Source organism: Paracoccus sp. Ld10 (assembly GCF_045064235.1).
Lineage (GTDB): Bacteria > Pseudomonadota > Alphaproteobacteria > Rhodobacterales > Rhodobacteraceae > Paracoccus.
The window spans coordinates 130,165-145,659 of sequence record NZ_JBISHD010000028.1; the positions used below are offsets into that span (position 1 = coordinate 130,165).

At 61.5% G+C, this 15,495-nt stretch carries 14 protein-coding genes; 9 read left to right on the forward strand and 5 right to left on the reverse strand.

Features of this window, described 5'->3' with window-relative positions; translation table 11 throughout:
* Positions 1-28 precede the first annotated feature (28 nt).
* Together ACJJVR_RS11290 and ACJJVR_RS11295 are read left to right on the forward strand one after the other, a co-directional pair.
* A complete protein-coding gene (locus ACJJVR_RS11290) occupies positions 29-712 on the forward strand; it encodes a hypothetical protein (RefSeq protein WP_405404623.1) in 684 nt (227 codons plus the stop codon).
* Positions 713-2,152, forward strand: coding sequence for a hypothetical protein (locus ACJJVR_RS11295; RefSeq protein WP_405404624.1), 1,440 nt, complete (start codon positions 713-715; stop codon positions 2,150-2,152).
* Between the two features lie 51 nt (positions 2,153-2,203).
* Here ACJJVR_RS11295 and ACJJVR_RS11300 read toward each other — a convergent pair whose 3' ends face one another.
* Both ACJJVR_RS11300 and ACJJVR_RS11305 read right to left on the reverse strand, forming a co-directional pair.
* Positions 2,204-3,292, reverse strand: coding sequence for a calcium-binding protein (locus tag ACJJVR_RS11300; RefSeq protein WP_405404625.1), 1,089 nt, complete (start codon positions 3,290-3,292; stop codon positions 2,204-2,206).
* Positions 3,293-3,600: 308 nt separating this feature from the next.
* Positions 3,601-4,554 carry a glycosyltransferase gene (locus tag ACJJVR_RS11305; RefSeq protein ID WP_405404627.1) on the reverse strand — a complete coding sequence of 318 codons (954 nt, stop codon included), beginning with the start codon at positions 4,552-4,554 and terminating at the stop codon, positions 3,601-3,603.
* A 403-nt stretch (positions 4,555-4,957) separates the two neighbouring features.
* Here ACJJVR_RS11305 and ACJJVR_RS11310 point away from each other — a divergent pair, with 403 nt between their 5' ends.
* Complete coding sequence (locus ACJJVR_RS11310) at positions 4,958-6,229, forward strand: glycosyltransferase family 4 protein (RefSeq protein WP_405404629.1); 1,272 nt, start codon at positions 4,958-4,960, stop codon at positions 6,227-6,229.
* Positions 6,230-6,291: 62 nt separating this feature from the next.
* Here the strand turns inward: ACJJVR_RS11310 and ACJJVR_RS11315 are convergent, their stop codons facing one another.
* On the reverse strand, positions 6,292-6,972 hold the full coding sequence (locus ACJJVR_RS11315; RefSeq protein ID WP_405404631.1) for a sugar transferase: 681 nt from the start codon (positions 6,970-6,972) through the stop codon (positions 6,292-6,294).
* A 393-nt stretch (positions 6,973-7,365) separates the two neighbouring features.
* Positions 7,366-8,205 (reverse strand): glycosyltransferase, encoded by an 840-nt coding sequence (locus ACJJVR_RS11320; protein WP_405404632.1) that lies wholly within the window; start codon positions 8,203-8,205, stop codon positions 7,366-7,368.
* A 123-nt stretch (positions 8,206-8,328) separates the two neighbouring features.
* Between ACJJVR_RS11320 and ACJJVR_RS11325 the strand changes: the two genes are divergently transcribed.
* The 6 genes from ACJJVR_RS11325 to ACJJVR_RS11350 all read left to right on the forward strand — a co-directional run bounded on the left by ACJJVR_RS11325 (position 8,329) and on the right by ACJJVR_RS11350 (position 14,661).
* Positions 8,329-9,012 (forward strand): phosphopantetheinyl transferase, encoded by a 684-nt coding sequence (locus ACJJVR_RS11325; RefSeq protein WP_405404634.1) that lies wholly within the window; start codon positions 8,329-8,331, stop codon positions 9,010-9,012.
* A gap of 359 nt (positions 9,013-9,371) precedes the next feature.
* Positions 9,372-9,674 carry a hypothetical protein gene (locus tag ACJJVR_RS11330; RefSeq protein WP_405404635.1) on the forward strand — a complete coding sequence of 101 codons (303 nt, stop codon included), beginning with the start codon at positions 9,372-9,374 and terminating at the stop codon, positions 9,672-9,674.
* Between the two features lie 734 nt (positions 9,675-10,408).
* Positions 10,409-11,482, forward strand: a complete 1,074-nt coding sequence (locus ACJJVR_RS11335) for a sensor histidine kinase (RefSeq protein ID WP_405404636.1) — start codon at positions 10,409-10,411, stop codon at positions 11,480-11,482.
* A 51-nt stretch (positions 11,483-11,533) separates the two neighbouring features.
* On the forward strand, positions 11,534-13,120 hold the full coding sequence (locus tag ACJJVR_RS11340) for an FAD-NAD(P)-binding protein (RefSeq protein ID WP_405404637.1): 1,587 nt from the start codon (positions 11,534-11,536) through the stop codon (positions 13,118-13,120).
* A gap of 87 nt (positions 13,121-13,207) precedes the next feature.
* Entirely contained in the window at positions 13,208-13,633 is a 426-nt protein-coding gene (locus tag ACJJVR_RS11345; protein WP_405404639.1) for a CopG family transcriptional regulator, read from the forward strand.
* Positions 13,630-14,661 carry an alpha/beta hydrolase family esterase gene (locus tag ACJJVR_RS11350; RefSeq protein WP_405404640.1) on the forward strand — a complete coding sequence of 344 codons (1,032 nt, stop codon included), beginning with the start codon at positions 13,630-13,632 and terminating at the stop codon, positions 14,659-14,661. The genes ACJJVR_RS11345 and ACJJVR_RS11350 overlap by 4 nt, the downstream gene beginning before the upstream one ends.
* A 38-nt stretch (positions 14,662-14,699) precedes the next feature.
* Here the strand turns inward: ACJJVR_RS11350 and ACJJVR_RS11355 are convergent, their stop codons facing one another.
* Positions 14,700-15,362, reverse strand: coding sequence for a ferritin-like domain-containing protein (locus ACJJVR_RS11355; protein ID WP_405404642.1), 663 nt, complete (start codon positions 15,360-15,362; stop codon positions 14,700-14,702).
* Between the last annotated feature and the right edge of the window lie 133 nt (positions 15,363-15,495).

Sequence of the window (15,495 nt, forward strand, 5' to 3'; positions counted from 1 at the left end):
GCGTCGAGACGGAAGAAAGAATTTGAGAATGGATGGTACCAGCGCGCGCAGGCAGGACACATTGAAAGCCTGGTCGGACCTGCCACCACTCGCGATGCCACAAAAGGTCGGCCTGCGCGCGACAATTGCGGACGACCGCGGATCCGAACTCAGCCGATCCTATGACCTTTTGCGGACCAGGATGCTGCCCGAGATCATGGAACGCGGGTGGACGCGCATCGGCGTCAGTCAAGCCAGACCTGGCAGCGCCGCGCCCCTGACCGCACTGAACCTGGCCCTGTCCGAGGCACGACGCCCCGACCGCCATGTCCTGCTCATCGACCTTGATATCGCCAACCAATCTGTTGCGGGACGTTTCGGTCATACGGTCGTGCCGACGGGTCCCCTGTTTCAGACACGCGCCGTGACCCCTCAGCTTGCATTCTCGACGGTGCAGGCCGATCCGGAATCAGCCGCCATCGCGCTGTTGTCGCCGCAATTTCAGCAGGCTCTGTCCGATACCATTGCACACATGGCCGCCGATGTGACGATCCTGCACCTGCCATCGTGCCTGGCCGATGACGCCGGGCTGGCCGCGTTGCCGCTGGTCGACACGGTTCTGCTGACCGTCGACGGACGCCGCGACACCGCCGCAGACTTGCGCCGGTGCGAGGCGCATGTCACCCGTCACTGCCCGGTTCTGGGCATCTTTCTTCATAGCGCCGAGGCTTGAATGGGACCGATTGTCGGAATACGCGAATTTATCGGGATGCTGGAACGCCGCGGACCAGTAATGGCCGCGCTGCTGGTTGTGTGCGTACTGGTCACGCTGGCGCAGGCGCTGGCCCTGCCCCGTGCGTTTGAATCCATCGCGGTGCTGCAGGTCCAACCCACCGTTCTGACCGGTGGCGTTGACAGCGGCGACACCGCGACCCGCCTGCGCACGATCGAACAGCGGATCATGGCGCGCAATAACGTGCTGGACATGATCGACCGCTTTGGAATGTACGACGACACGCCCCTGAGCGAGGATGAAAGGGTCGCGCAGTTCCGGCAGGACGTACGGGTCAGTTTCGTGTCCGGAGTGACCGCCTCGGCGGGTGCGATGGAGGAGGTTTCGGCAATCCAGGTGACGGCACGGACCGGGACCGCCGCAAATTCCGCGAACCTCGCCAATGACATCGTCAGCCAGATCCAGACGGGCAACCTGCGAGAGCGTGACCAGCGGCTGAGCGGTCTGATCGGTACATTGGAGACTCAGGATCAGCGTGCCGCGGAGGCGATTGGCAGGGTAGAGGCGGATCTGGCTGCGTTTCGCGCGGCAAATATCGACAGTATGCCCGAGAACCTGGAGTTTCTGGCCGCCGAGCAGACCCGCCTTGAGGAACAACGCACCGAATTGATCCGGACCATGCAATCGCTGGAGCGCGAGCGAATTGCGCTGGAGGTGGGCACACCCGAATTGGGCCGTCAGGAACCCTTGGCGCAACAGTTGCGCATCCTGGAAGTCGACGTGGCACAGGCGCGTCGGACGCTGGCCCCCGACCATCCGGAAGTGCTGCGCCTGCAGGCGCAGATCGATGCCTTGCGCGATGGCAATGATCAACAGATGCCAGCCGGACAAAGCCGTCAGATCGACCTGATCCTGCAGCAGGAGGAATCGCTGCAGCTGGAGTTGCAGGCCATTGAGCGCCGGTTGCCCGTGATTGCATCGAATGTCGCGGGGATACCCGGAGTGACGGAAACCATGGCCGATTATACCCGGCGGCTTGCCGCGCTTGATATTCCACGTATCGCGATCGCGGAACGGTTATCCCGAGCCCGACTGGACCAAAGCCTGGTCACCAGCGATTACGGACAGCAAATGATCCTGTTGGAAAGCGCGACCGAGGCGGAATATCCGCTCAGTTCAGGGCGGAAACGGTTGGCGATGCTGGGCATCATCATGGGTGTGGGACTTGCCTTGCTGTCCGGATTCGCTCTGGAAATCCGGCGTCCCATCCTGCGCACGCAGGCCATGGTGACCAAATATCTGGGCGTGGCCCCGATCGCCGCCATTCCGTATCGGCCGACGGCGCGCGAACAGGTGATGCAGCGCACGCGCAATGCAGCCAGTTGTGTCATCCTGCTGGCCGGGATGATCGCGGCGATCATCCTGATCCTGAACCGCTAGCAGCGGCGCGCATCTTCTGTCAGGAAGATGCGCGCCGTTTGGTTGTGTCGTTCAGATAAAGTCGAACACGCCATGCAGCAGGACAGAATCACCACCGCCGAAATTCAGCAGCGTTCCGTCGCGGACCTCTGTTGCCGAATAGTTCCGCCCACCTAGGTCAAGCACGTCACGCCCTGTCTCGAAGCCATAGACATGGTCGGCATCATCACCGGCGCGGAAAATCAATACGTCGCGATCGCCGTCACCATTGCGACCGTCGCCGATCCAGATCTCATCGTCACCCTGACCGCCCTGAATGGTGTCCTTGCCCATCGATCCGTCAAGGGTGTCGTCGCCGCGGCTACCGATTAACCGGTCATGACCCCAACGTGTGTTGAAGTTCACGCCGACACCGGCAACCGACACCCGGGCCTGCGATGCGTTCAGGACATCGTTCCCCGCATGCGTCCAGCCAAGCTCAAAGTCACCAAAGTGCAGGCTTGCGGGACCACCGATCGTCGTGCTGGCATTTCCGAAGAACGCTCCGGTCGTCAGAACGCGATAGACGCTGACGGTGACGCCCTGGATGCCGACGTCCTCGTTATGCGCGTAAATATCGCCTTGCTTGATCCAGATATTGATCAGGTCGTTTCCGCCACCGCCATTGATCCAGTCACGGCCAGGATTGTGGTTGGCGTCACCGTTGCCCCACCGGATATTGTCGTCGCCAAGGCCGCCGTTGATCCAGTCGTTCCCCGTGCTTGAGTGCACGAAATCATTGCCCGCACCGGCATTTATCGTGTCATTGCCCGAGCCGCCGTCCAGCACGTCATCATACCGCGACCCTGCAATCCGGTCATTGCCTGCCCCGGTAAAGATCGAAACGCCGTGCGTGGGCTTGCCCCCGCCAGCAGCATTCATGACGGCAAAGGCGGCGGAAACGATATCATTGCCCGCCGTACCGTAAATCCGTTCGATGCCCGTGAATTGCAGACGCTCGTTGCCGCTTTGGACGAACCCGCTCTCGGTTGAGGTCAGATTGACCCGGACACCCCTGTCGCCCTCGAGGAACAGTCGGTCACCGCCGGGATTGCCCGGAGTGTAGGGGTTGGCATCGTAACGTTCGCTACCGGTGCCACCGTGATAGACGTCGCTGCCCATGCCTGGGCGCCAATAAAACGTGTCCAGTCCATCCAGACCCCAGACTACGTCAGACTGCCACGTGCCCCGCATGGCATCGTCGCCGCTCGATCCTCTGATTGTCGGCATCCCGTGATCCCATCCATGTTGCCTCGTTCCGGGCAGCATTATGCTATCAAGGTTAACGCATTATTATCCCCTACCGGAAAAGTTCCCATTATCCAGCGAGATCTTGCTTTTGGTCATTTTGCTTGGGCGGAACACCGCATTTGAATGTACATGTCAATGAATTTTAGCCTTGGCAGCGCATTTCCGCCTGTCCCCGGGATTTAAGTGCGGCCGCGGATTCCCGTGATCTGACTCAACAGAAGACGGGCATTTCGCCGACAATCGAACGACGCAAGCGCCGTCTGACGCGCAGCCTTACCGACCATGTCAGCGAATTTCGCGTTAGATTGCAACCGAGAAAGTCTGTCGGCGATCGCGTCGACATCCTCCTGTGGAATAAGAAAACCGTCGACGCCGTCGCGGATCATGTCCCCCGTGCCACCGATTCGCGAACAGATCACCGGAAGACCACAGGCCATGGCCTCCATCACGGTAACAGGTGCAGCCTCTCCCTGACCGAAGGACGAAAGGGCCAGCGCATCGACCTCTTGCAGCAAGGCAAGCACACGTGATTCGTCGAGCGAACCAAGAAGCTGAACCTGGTCCTGCAACTTCAGCCTGTCGATCTCCGCAGTAATTGCATCCCGCTCCGGGCCATCGCCGGCGATACGATAGGTGATGATGATACCCTGCTCCCGAAGCTGGGCCATCGCCTGCAAAAAGAACCGATGTCCCTTCATGTGGTTCAGGCGCGCGACCGTCGCGACGATGAACTGCCCGCCCGCTGGACGATCAGATGGGGCAAAGCGCGTACAATCGACGCCCATCCAGATCACCGGGTTCGGAGTCGTCGGACTGACATCGGCGATCTGCTGCGCAAGGGGTCGGGTCACCGCCGCGACAAAGCTGGCGCGAGCCATCTTGGCGGCGTGGTCGGTGCCATAGACCGGCAGATCGCCATGCAGCGTCAGACTGTAGGTCAGTCCGCCAAGAATAGCGGCCAGAGCGCCCAGATGCGCGGCATTGGCGCAGGAGTGGATATGCAAATGGCTTACGTCATTGTCCTGTGCGTCCTGCACCAAATCCGCGGCCGAAGGAATCAACGCCAGCAGTCGAAGCCTGCCGGCGATTGACGTCTGCGACAGTCCTGCCAGATAGGACAGGGCGCGCGCCACCCGGACCGGGTGTGCCAACAGGCGCAGCGCCGGACGGATACGCGCGGGAAACAGATAGGTCGTCCGCGCGGTCGCCTGTTGTGCGAATGCGTGGGGACACGACCCCGCAGGCGGTCGGCGTGTCGAATACAGACGGACCGGGGTCCCCGCCTCTTCGATGGCGCCGATCTCTCTCCAGAAGAATGCGTGGGTTTGCGACGGGAATTCAGGAACCACATAGCCTAGCGCCAAGATCGCGTCTCCCTGTCCGTGGGCAATGCCCTGTTCCCCATCTGCGATGCCGGACTAAAAATCGGTGCAATCTTTCGATCAGGCCGATGGTCTAGGCTGCACGAGTCGGCTAGTCTTGGACCGTTGTCCGCCATCGCGTCGGCGCGTTCAAGATCTAGTGGAAAGGCATCTGATGTCCCTGTCTCGACCACGGGTCCTGGTAATTGCCGAAGCCGCCAACCCTGAATGGGTCTCTGTTCCGCTGGTCGGCTGGTCGTTGGCTGCCGCGCTGCATCGCCAGACCGATGTGCATATCGTGACACAGATCCGCAATCGCGAGGCATTCCTGCGTGCCGGCATGGTCGAGGGGCGTGATTTCACGGCAATCGACAGCGAGGCCGTCGCCGCACCCATGTACCGCATGGCAGAGGTTCTGCGCATGGGCAAAGGTCGCGGCTGGACGACAGTCACCGCCATCGCCGCACTGAGCTATCCGTATTTCGAACATCTGGTCTGGAAGCGGTTCGGCGACGACATCCGCGCCAAACGGTTCGACGTCGTGCACCGGGTGACACCGTTATCGCCCACGACCGCATCGACGCTGGCACCCAAGGTTGCTGCGGCCGGTGTGCCATTCGTGCTCGGACCGCTGAACGGTGGTGTGCCCTGGCCCAAAGGGTTCGATGCAGAACGACGGCGCGAGCGCGAGTGGCTGTCCTATATCCGCGGCATCTACAAACTGAATCCGCAGTTGCGGCAGACCCATGCAGCTGCAGCGCTGATCATCGCCGGATCGCGGCACACCGCCAGCGAGATCCCGGAACGGTTTCAGGACAAGGTCGCCTGGTTGCCCGAAAACGCCATCGACCCCGCGCGGTTCAACATGGTCGCACCACAGGACACGGCACTGCCGCTGCGCGCCTGCTTTGTCGGGCGACTGGTCCCGTACAAGGGGCCGCACATCCTGCTGGATGCGATCGCGCCCTTTGCCCGGTCAGGCCAGATGGTGCTGGACATCGTCGGTGAGGGGCCGATGTTGCCAGAGCTGACCGCCCAGGCCGCAAGCCTTGGCGTCAGCGACAAGGTCACGTTCCACGGCCACCTTCCCCACCAGCAGGTTCAGCAGATCCTAGCGGCTGCGAACCTGTTGACCTTTCCCTCGATCCGCGAATTCGGCGGCGGTGTCGTGCTGGAGGCGATGGCCCTGGGCGTCGTGCCGATGGTCGTCGACTATGCCGGTCCCGGAGAGCTGGTAACGCCCGATACGGGCTTTGCCATTCCGTTGGGAACACGAGAGCAGATTGCGGCCCGGATGGAGCAGGCATTGGCCGGGGTGGTGAACGACCCGTCACAGTTGTCAACGATGGCAGCCGCCGCACGAAAGCTGGTGCAGGATCACTATACCTGGGATGCCAAGGCCGCCCGGATCATCCAGCTTTACCGCGACGTCCTGTCGACACACTGAAAAGCAAAGGCCTGCCACCCCATCAGGTTGGCAGGCCTTTGCTTTTTATATCGCAGGGTCGCTTAGCAGCCGGTGCAGCGTGCGACGACCTGAAAGGTGCGGATGATCGTCGAGACGTCCAGTTTCAAACCGATCTCACGCGAGTACCGCTCGTCAAAGACTGCACGCGTGGCAAAGGTCGAACCGTTGCGGACTGAAACCTGCCACAGACCCGTCAGGCCCGGACGGTGCGCCGCGTAATACACGCCCGGGTACAGAACGCGCTGTTCGGGCATCATCGGGCGGGGACCGACCAGGCTCATGTGGCCCAGCATCACGTTGATCAGCTGCGGCAGTTCATCCAGCGAGCTTTTGCGCAGGAATGCGCCGACCTTTGTCACGCGCGGGTCGTTGCGCAGCTTTTGATCGGCATCCCACTCGGCGCGTGCCGCCGGATTGGCAGCCAGATGCTCTTCAAGCAGCATGTCAGCCTGCGGCTTCATCGTGCGGAACTTGTACAGGCGGAACGACTGCCAGCCACGGCCAAGGCGCTTCTGGGTATAGATCGGCGAGCCACCGTCCAGCATGACCATCATCGCCACAATCGCCATCACCGGAATAAGGAACGGCAAGGCAAGCACGATCAGCGACAGGTCCAAGAGACGCTTGCCGCCATTGTCATAGACTTTCGGAAGTTCAATCCCGGCGATCGGGTTGGTGGCCGGCGAGGAACCAAGCTCGGGGCCGTCGTTCGACTGTAGCATCAGCGTGTCTCCGCACTCGTGACAAAGAAATCGATAAAATTTTAACTAACGGGTCCGGCAAACCGCCACGTGGGCCCATGCGCCGCTTCTATCCAAAAGACCAATATCGATACAAGTTGTACAAAAAGATGGGCCGGCGGCAAATTTTCGCCTTTTGATTTATTAAAATTAATCCCCATGCACGTTGGGGTTGTGACCTTTTAAAAATCGCCGCTCACTGCCGGAGGGAGATGACCGAAATATCGCCTGACTCAATAAATTGGAAAAATTATTTCCCCGAAGTCAAAGCAATGATCAATCCGATTTGATATATATATTCGTCGTCGGAGCAGACCTCAGGGCACCATCATAACCGGGCACAGCGTCGTGCAACCTAACGTTGCGGCTGCGCGCCTAGCGGCCCCTGTCCCAGCCTTGCGAAGGGCGGCGAAGACGCACAGCGACAGTTACGGCCGCATAGACCACAAAACCCGCCGGATCCGTCAGCCCGATACGCAGCATCCCCCGCATCGACGGCCGGTCCCCCGACGCGTTCCGATGCAGATCGGGGTATAGATCCGCCAGTTGGGCCGTTCCGGCATCTTGGCGCCTGCGAACGCGGATCAGCCGAAAAAACCCTTCGGTGATTGGCCAGGAATAGGGAATTTCGACCCGGGATCTTTCGCCGGGGGCAAAGTTCAGCCGCGCAAATCCATCGTCGGAAATAATCTGCGGAAACTGGTCCCACCGGGCGCGCCCTTCGGCATTCATGGCAAACAGCCCCGCGCCTGTCACCCCCGTCGCGACGAACGGCAGGCGCTGCCAGAACCGGGCATATGCCCGTGACAGCAGGCTGCGCGCGGGCGGCACCGTCAGTTTGGCACCCGCATAGCGCGCGCCCATGCCGGACAGCGCGGCGTGCAGCGCCACGATCATGTCTGGTCCGACCACCACATCCGCATCCAGATAAATCCGCATGCCGCCGGTCGCTGTGGCATCGCCCATGTTCAGGGCCGCGATCTTGTTGCCGACGGCAGTTTCCATCACAACGACCCGCCACCCCGCCGTCGTCAATTCAGGCAGCGCATCGCGGGCCAGTTGTGCCGTCGCATCGGTGCAGCCGTTCGCGACCACGACGATCTGGTGAGACACGCCCGGCACAAGACGCTGGTCGCGCAATGCGCGCAGACAGGGGCCGATGCGGTCTGCCTCCTGGTGGGCGGGCAGAATGACGCTGATGCCGTTCAAGTCCATTGACGCCGTCCATCCCCTGTCCGCCAAGCGCACGTTATCGCCCGTGGGTTGCGCCATGGCAATGCTAGGCAGCGTGTCACCGTGCCCATTGCCCCGGTGCGAGGCGCAAGTTTAGATCAGGCCATGACGAAAGAGAATATCATCAGTTTGACCCGGGCGATCCGGGCAATGGTGCAGCCTGGGGTCGGGCTGGCATTATGCAAGATCAACGTCCTCCATCCGCCGCTGTGGCCGGATGAAGACCATGCGATCAGCCGCGCGGTGCCTGCACGCATCCGCGAATTCACGGCGGGCCGTACCGCGGCACGACAGGCGATGACGGACGCAGGCCTGCCACCGGCACCTGTGACGACGAACCGGGACCGGGCACCGCGTTGGCCCGACGGGCTGTCAGGCAGCATCACCCATACCGCCCATATTGCGGCGGCCATTGTTGCAAGGCAGCAGGACTGGCCAGGCCTTGGGCTGGACCTTGAGAGTGCCTGTGCGATGGATGACGGCATGGCTGAACTGATCCGTCACCCGCTGGATCACCCCCCGCCATTTCTGCCCCCGGCGCTGGCATCGACACTTTTGTTCAGCGCAAAGGAGGCCGCATTCAAGGCACAGTTTCCGTTGACCGGGCTATGGATCGACTATCGGGCCGTCGCACTGCAGTTTTCGGCCAGTGAGTTCAGCCTTAACGTGCAGGGCGTGCCCCTGACCGGGCAATGGTGTACGGTGCATGAGATCTTCGCGACGACTGTCCTGATTACGGACCATCAGGCTGCCCTTTTACGTGGATCGCGCCAACAGTCCATAAGATGATACCTGCCAATCGACGTGGCATTGTCCCATGACATTTTCCGGATGTATGGATCATATCACTAATCCACACCACATAAATGAATTGACGTTATTCGCCAAAATTTACAATTGCGAATTTTTAGCTATGGTTAATGATAATTCATGCCATGATTGTCATTTTGCCGAATTGCGCCGCAAGATGTCACCGCTTTCACCGCGTTTTTCAAAGGTCGCGGACCACCTGTTGATGTATGAATGTTAGTCGGCACCTAGCGACACGGCCACCATCCGGCGCATGCGGATTTAGACATGACGATGGGGCCGGCTGGCGACACGCGAGGCCCTACGACCACCGCCGTCATGCTTCCAGACCGTATCGAATGCGTGAGGCCCCCGGCCCTTATACCCTAAAATTATGGGTTTTTGCTGATCGTGTGGTCAAGACAGTCCAGATTTCTGCAATTCTTGTCGTCTTCGTCTGCCTGGTCCAGTCCATCTGCCTTGAACCAGCTGCCGACACGGGTCACGAAGGCAACGTCTTGACCATCAACACAAGCAACGCGGCGAAACCCTGCGCCGTCGTCATGTCCAATTTGCTCAACCGGCCCGGCGATGACGAAAGACTGCGCGCCCTGTATGGCGGCGCGACAGTGCAGATATCACTTTCAGCCAAGGCGGAATAACCGATACCTGGTTCCGGCAATCTCTCAACACGCGGACTGCCATGCCAGAAGCGGTCGCAGGGTGGTTTAGGCAAATAGCGCAATCGAACAGCCAGACCGGGCATTTCTGCTGCGCATCGTGGTTCTGATGCCGGCGGAAATGCATTCCAGCAAGGATGACCTGATCCGCCCATTTGCGGACCTGAGGGTGCAGCTGGTAACGCCCCAGGCATCGACGATGTTCGCAATGACTGGCGCCTGATCGTGCCCCGGCTTTGCAAACCGTATCTGCAACCGTAAAGCGTCGCCACCTTCGTGGTTCATGAACAATCAGGCGACGGCATTGCTGATGCGGCACCGGCTTTCCCGGGGGCGGGCGCACTGGGTCACACCTATGCTCCTGTACGAATAACAGGCGCAGCAATGACATCCAGACCTGTCCGGCAACCACTTCGTCATACCGACCCGATCGGGGCTGACCATGCATGACGCTGGCCACTATGGGTTCGTTTCCGGCGACATGGTCGCGCGGAAATTTCAGGTCTACCCTTTGTGTACCCTCTGTCCGGACTGCGATGCGGTTCCGCCAAACGGAGTTTGGTCAGGGTCCGGCGGCGGCAAGACGACCATCCGCATACCCCCTTTGAGCCGTCAAAGATCAGTCGCTTCTGCCATTTTCGATCTGATTATTCTTGCTAAGTTACGCGGGGGTCCGGCACATGGTCCGACTGCCTGGGAACATGACGGAACATGACGTGACGAATACCGCAGCGCCAGACCGCCGGACGCTGTCCGACACATTGATGCAGAGACTTGGCACGGCGTTGCTGGCGCAGCGATCCATGCGCTATCAGATCCTGTTCGCCTTGGCGGCGGTCGCCTTGGCAACGGTGCTGCGCTTTGTCCTCGACGGCGCTTTGCCACCCGGCTTTCCGTTCCTGACCTTCTTTCCCGCAGTCATGCTGACAATGGTTTTCTCTTCGCTGTCGTCGGGTTTGGTGGCGGGCGCGGTTTGCGGGTTGATCGCGTGGCATTTCTTCATCGACCCCGTGCGCAGTCTTGCGGTCACGCCGGGGGCGGTCGTTGCCCTGGCGCTTTATGCGCTGATCATCGCCACATACGTGGTTTTCATCACCGCTGCGGGCCGGGCCCTGGAACAGCACCTGGCCGCCGAGCAGCGTGCCAACGCGCTGGCGACATCGCGCAGCCTGATGTTCTCGGAGCTGCAGCATCGCATCTCGAACAACCTGTCCACGGTCGCGGCCCTGTTGCGCCTGCAGGCCCAGCTGGTCACGGACGAGACCGCCCGCCAGGCGCTTGTCGCGTCACAGACCCGCATCCGTTCGATCTCTCTGCTGCAGCGGCGGCTGCATTCGCCGGACATGCAGACGCTGGATGCCGCCGACTACCTGCGCGAAATCCTTCAGGATGTGGTGCAGGTATCGGGGGCGGGCAATGTCGACCTGCAGTTCAGCGCCGACAGCCTGCCGTTGCCACACGATACGGCCGTGCCACTGGGCCTGATCGCCAGCGAACTGGTGATGAACGCGATTGAACACGGCGCCCATGAAGGGTGCGACACGCGCATTGACGTCGGACTGACCGTTGGCGCGCCTGATCCCGACGGCCGGATCCCCGCAGCTCTGCGCATCGCCGACCACGGTCCGGGCCTGCCGATGGGGTTCGACCTGGAAACATCGGACAGCCTTGGCCTGATCGTCGCACGCCAGTTCGCGACAGCCCTGAACGGTCGGCTGTTGCTGGTGCGTGGCGATGGTGGCGGCACGGTGGCGCGGCTGGACTTTTTGATCGACGCAACCAGCATTTGATGCTGGAACACCCGGCCGCCCACGGCGTTTCCACCTGCAATGGAGACGCACATGACAGCCAGGACGATCGCGATCATCGGCAGCGGGCCGACAGGCATTTATACGCTGCTGCATCTGCTGGACGCCGGCTTGCCGCTGTCCGTGACCCTGTATGAAAAGGGTCCGCGCGCGGGGATCGGCATGCCATACTCACCCGAGGTGTCGAACAGGTCGATGCTGGCCAACATCGCCAGCATCGAGATACCGCCCATTGTCACCACCTATCTGGCGTGGCTGCAGGCACAACCGGACGAACGGCTGACTGCCTATGGGCTGGACCCGCGGAACCTGGACGACCGCCAGTTCACGCCGCGGCTGCTGCTTGGCAATTATTTCCGCGACCAGCTTTTGTCCTTGGTGGACCGTGCGCGATCAGCCGGCCACCGCATCGATATCGTAGAACAGACCGAAGTTCTGGACATTCTGCCCGGAGATAAAGGTCTGACGGTCACCACGGCGGACGGTGCCGACGGCCCCTTTGACCGCGTGATCGTTGCCACCGGGCACGAATTTCCCGACGACGACGAAGCGACGCGCAATTATTTTCCCAGCCCCTGGTCCGGCCTGATCGATGCAACGATCCCCGCGACACGTGTCGGGATCATGGGGACGTCGCTCAGCTCGATCGACGCGGCAATGGCGGTGGTGAACCAGCATGGTCGGTTCCGTCGCCATGCTGGCGAGCTTGGCTTTGACGTGGACCCGGCATCCGCCGGTTTGCGTATCGTGATGATGTCCCGGTCGGGCGTGCTGCCCGAAGCTGATTTCTATTGCCCGATCCCGTACGAGCCGCTGACCATCGCGACCGCTCCCGCACTGGCGGCATGCCTGACTACCCCTTCGCCACTGGACGCCGCCTTTGATCTTATCCGGGCAGAGATCATGCAGGCCGATCCGGCCTTTTCGATGAAGATCGGTCTGGGCGGGCTGGACGCCGACAGCTTTGCCGACGCCTATTTCTCTGCGCGAGAGACTGCAGACCCCTTCAAATGGGCGCGCGCCAACCTCGACGAAGTCGAGCACAACAAGGCAAAGAAAATCACCGTGGCGTGGCGCTACGCCCTGCTGCGCATGCATGAGCAAGTCGAGGAGATCGTGCCCGATCTGTCCGACGATGACCGCGACCGCTTTGATCACGGCCTGAAAAAGGTGTTCGTGGACAACTATGCCGCCGTTCCATCGGAATCGATCCGACGTGTCCTGGCGCTGCGCGATGCCGGTATTTTGTCGATAATGCCCCTTGGCGAGGATTATGACATGACCCGCGACGGCGCGGAAACGGTGATCGTGCATGACGACAGGACCGAACGCTTTGAGGTCTTTATCGATGCGAGAGGACAAAAATCGCTGTCCAGCAGCGATCTGCCGTTTCCCACCCTGCGCAAGGTCCTGCTGGAGGCGGATCAACAGGTTCCCGACGTGGCACAGGATTACAGCCTGCTGGGTGCCGGCGCGTTCAGCGGCCGGTTGTGCATGGCCGCAATTCCCTACCTGATGCACGACCGGCCCTTTGTCCAAGGCATCACAGCCTGCGCCGATATCGCAGAGGCGATCGCCCGTGGCATGGCCACCGGACGGCGACGCAGGCTGGTGTCATAGAGGGACACTGTGCGGGACTGACAAAGATTGCATCGCAATCCCTCCTTTTACCATCCATATGGATGTCATCAGGAAGGGATTTCGATCATGGCAACCGCCTCTCCGGCCCGAACGGCCGATACTGAAAAGATCACCATCAATCTGGGCTTTGTCGATCTGGGGCGGATAGACCTGTTGGTGCGCGAAGGGTTCTATGCCAGCCGCAGCGACCTGATCCGAACCGCGATCCGCGCTCAGCTGGATCGCCATGACGCGTCGGTGGCACCCGCCATCGTCCGCGATGATTTCGTCATGGGCCTGCGGGACCTGTCCCGCACCGAGCTGGAGGCATTGCGCGATGCCAACCAGATGCTGGATCTGCGGGTGATCGGACTTGCCCGGTTCGCGCGCGACATTCCCCCCGACCTGATCACTGCGACGATCCGTTCGATCGAGGTTCTGGGGACCATTCAGGCCGATGCCGGGGTCAAGACCGCGCTGAATGCCTGCCGCAGGAACAAGGGGACACGATGATGACCGAACGGATGACGATGGCCCGGATCACCGAACTGATGCGGTCGGGCGACCTGGCGCAGGCCACACAGATGATACAATCGGGGCTTGGCGGCGGCACCATTCCGGGTATGTCGGCGGGCGCCCTGTCGATGCCGCAGATGCCTGCGGGCCTTTCCACCCGGGCAACGGCACGGGGCGATACGTCGGTCGATCTGATCGCCGGTGCCACGTGGACCACGCACAGGCATCAGGCGGCGGGGCAATCACGCGACTATCGTCTGTACCTGCCGGCGTCGCTGGACGGGCAACCGGCGGCAGGTCTATTGCTGTTGTTGCACGGCTGCACTCAGGACCCGGATGATTTTGCCCGCGGCACAGGCATCATGACGGCGGCAGAACGCGATCGCATGATCATTGTGGTCCCTGCGCAGACGGCGCAGGCGAACATGAACCGCTGCTGGAACTGGTTCGAGGCCCGGCACGCCGCCCGCGATGCAGGCGAGGCCGCGTTTCTGGTCGATCTGATCCGCAGCGTCGCCCATGACCATGCCGTGCCGCCGGACCGGCGCTTTGCCGCGGGGCTGTCGGCGGGTGGGGCCATGGCTGTTATCCTGGGCGCGGTCTTTGCCGACGATTTTGCAGCGGTGGCGTGCCATTCCGGTCTGCCGAACGGCGCAGCCACCGACATGGCGGGCGCGTTTCAGGCGATGTCTCAGGGTGGGTCGGATCAGGGTCAGGGCGTCGGCTGCAGGCTGTTCATCGTCCACGGAACAATGGACAAGACTGTATCATCGCGCAACGCCGATGTCGTGCTGGCGCAGGCGCTGCGCCGCCAACCCGGCCTGATCCGGCGCGCGGCGGATGCGACACTGAACGATCGCATGGTCCAGATCGGACGCTATCGCGACGACACCGGCAGCCTGCGAATTCAGACGTGGCGTGTGCATGGGCTGGGTCATGCCTGGTCCGGCGGTGCGCCGACTGCCAGCCACACCGCGCCGGGCCCGCAGGCGACAGATGCGATGATGGCGTTCTTCCTTGGATAGACGATGGGCCCCTGCTGTGCGGGGGCCCATCGAAATGTTCACGCGGCGTGGTCGTCGTATTCGGCAGCGGCGTCGTTGACGGAATCCTGGGCCAGGTCTGTCAGCTTGCTGTCGGCTGCGCTTTCCTGGGCCAGTATCCCCTCCAAATGGGTCTTGGCCTCGTCCATGCCCAATGCCTCGGCAAAGGCGCGCATGGAACCATAGCGCGTGATCTCATAGTGCTCGACCGCCTGACAGCTGAAGATGATCGCGGCGTCGGCGGCAACGCTGTCGCCGAAATCCTCCAGCAGACTTTCGCCCTCTTCCAGGATCCCGTCGATGGCTTCGCATTTCACGGCCTTGGCACGCTTGCCCAGCAGCTCAAAGATCGCCTCCAGCGTCTCGATCTGGCCAGCCGTCTCCTCGCGATGTTCGGTAAGGGCGGCGATCAGATCCGGGTGGTCAGCCGCCTTGATCATCTTGGGCAGCGTCTTGTAGATCTTTTTTTCGGCGTAATATATGTCGGCCAGGGCATGCTCGAACAGATCGGCCAGCCCCTTGTCCGACACGGCGGACTTTGCGGCCGCAGCTTTTGATTTGGCGGCGACCGTCTGGGATCGTTTGGTCCGCACCTCGGCAGTCGGCTTTGCCGTCTTCTGCCCGGCCGCGCGCGCCGATTTTTTGGTCGAGGATGTCGTCTTGGTGTTGCTGGTGTTTGCCATGAGATGTCTCCATAGCCCGGCAGGATTACGGGGCTGTACTCCGGCAAATCAACCGCGCCCACCATCGCTCGTTCCGTTGACATAAGTTCATTGCATGCCCTGTCAGCGCCATCCCGCCGCGATGAAACAGGGC